Below are 2,081 nucleotides of genomic sequence, written 5' to 3'. Positions count from 1 at the left end.
TCGAGCCATTTTCGCTGGGCGAGTTTTGATTGTAGATTTTTGATTGTTAACAGTCAACTAATTACCATTCCGATTCTAGCGGCAATTCAAAAAAACTCGGACTCAGATCTATATCTGTCACATCCGTTTCGCTCAAATAAGCGTCGGTCAAAAATACTCCTTTTAAACTTGCGCCTTTCAGGTTAGCACCTTTCAGGTTAGCACCTCTGAGATTAACTCGGAATAAATGAGCATCGCTCAAGTCGGCCTCAGTTAAATCTGCTCCCTCCAAATTTACTCTCATCAAATCTGCTTTTCTAAGGTCAGCTTCGTTTAACTTCGCGCCGCTGAGGTCAGCTTTTGTCAAGTCTACACCTCTCAAGTCGGCCCCGCTCAAGTTAGCGAACAGCAAAGTAGCTCCCGTGAAATCTGTCTCCCTCAAATCGGCATCCCTTAAATTAGCGCCGCTGAGGTCAGCCCTTGTTAAGTCTACACCCCGAAGGTCAGCAGAACTCAAGTTTACTTGGTGTAAAATTGCGCCGCTTAAATCGGCTCCTCTTAAATCAGTTCCCTCCAAGTTTGCACCTTTGAGGTAAGCTTTTTTTAAGCTAGCTCTGCTGAGGTCTACATTTTTGAGATTGACCGAACTTAAGTTAGAAGCGCTCAAATTAGCTCCGCTTAAATCTGACCCGTTTAAGTCGGCTCCGGTTAAATTTACCCCTTGCAGCGATACATTGGGAGCAATTAAATAAGCTCCGCCCAGAGCGGGGTCAATGCCTTCTGAAAACAAAGTCTTGTTGCTGTAAACAGCTTTCTCCAAAATCGTGCCGCTTAAACTGGCTTCCCTCAAGTCCGCTGCGCTGAGGTTGGCTCCTGCTAAGTTTGCCCGATCGAGTTTGGCGCCAAATAAAATAGCTTTGTATAAGTTTGTCCGCCGCAAATCGGATCCTTTTAAATCGGCTTCGGTCAAATCTACCATAGCCAGATTTAAGCCAGGGAGCGAAGCATTGGGAGCTAGCAAAAATGCTCCCATTGCACCCGGATCGATATCTTCGGGAAAGATAGTCCGGTTGTTGTATACGGCCTTGTCTAAAATGGCGCCGCTCAACTGAGAACCGCGTAAATCCGCCCCACTGAGGTTGGCTCTGGTTAAGTTGGCTTCGTGGAGATTTGCTCCTACTAAATTAGCCTTGATCAAACTTGCTTGTTTGAGGTTGGCGCCCGTGAATTCGGCTCCTACGAGATTAGCTTCTCGGAGGACAGCACCAGTCAAATCAGCTCTAGTGAGGTTAGCTAAATTAAGAAATGATTCAGCTAAATCCGCCCCGCTGAGATTAGCACCGCTGAGGTCGGCTTCAATCAGGTCTGCATACCTGAGCATAGCGCCGCTGAGGTTGGTTTCTCGGAGATCCGTGCCTCGGAGGTTGGCTCCCCGGAGTTCCGCACCGCCAAGGTTGGTGCCTTTAAGTGCTTGTCCCCTGAGATCGAGTCGGTGCAGAAAGTCACCAACGTTCATTTCCATGTCAAATTTACCCTCTCTATGCCGATACTTTTTTCCTAACCTTTGAAATCAAGTTAGATATTCTGAAAGTATCTTTGCTGAGTTCTGGTCAAAACCATTGTAATCATCAATAGCCACAACTGGCGCATCTGGCGGATAGTGTTCTGGAATATCGTCAATGGCTACCCAAGGTGAGTTTTGTGCTTGGTTTTCTCGAAGATACTCAAGAACTTCCTGGTGTCGTAAATATTTGTGTTGGTGAATATTTTTGGGGTTTAGAAAAGGGGTGAATCCGATAATACGGATAGCGATATCTGGTGAAAATAATGGCGGTATTACCTCGAAGGGGAATATTTCACGTCAGGATGATGAAATTACTACTCGCGGATTAGGATGGCGACGACGGACATTTTTAACGTGATTAATGCAAGTTGAATTAAATTTTATTGTATCTGTTTGCAAGCTCGCTGTTTCATGTTTTTTGTCAGAAATAAGTACACCATCAATGTCTAAAAAAATTCACATTAATTAGGGTTTGCTGAATAATCGATCGCCCGCAAAGAACAAGTGCGATCGATATCCTCTAGCTCCATTTAAGATG

1 protein-coding gene and 1 pseudogene are annotated in these 2,081 nt (G+C 45.1%); both read right to left on the bottom strand.

Annotated elements, in window-relative coordinates; all coding sequences use genetic code 11:
* Window positions 1-61: 61 nt before the first annotated feature.
* Complete coding sequence (locus tag QUA50_RS27210; protein ID WP_333267648.1) at window positions 62-1,501, bottom strand: pentapeptide repeat-containing protein; 1,440 nt, start codon at window positions 1,499-1,501, stop codon at window positions 62-64.
* 48 nt (window positions 1,502-1,549) lie between these two features.
* Window positions 1,550-1,987 (bottom strand): annotated as a pseudogene (locus QUA50_RS27205) (HAD domain-containing protein).
* Between the last annotated feature and the right edge of the window lie 94 nt (window positions 1,988-2,081).

This window comes from Microcoleus sp. M2_D5 (assembly GCF_036701935.1).
In the GTDB taxonomy this organism is placed as follows: domain Bacteria; phylum Cyanobacteriota; class Cyanobacteriia; order Cyanobacteriales; family Microcoleaceae; genus Microcoleus.
Note: the sequence above shows the minus strand (reverse complement) of the source record. Positions and strands in the feature narration are given on the sequence as shown.

What these genes read in the sequence shown, in the direction of transcription:
- QUA50_RS27210 (WP_333267648.1), bottom strand. Translation starts at nt 1,501, where the DNA reads ATGGAAATGAACGTTGGTGACTTTCTGCACCGACTCGATCTCAGGGGA.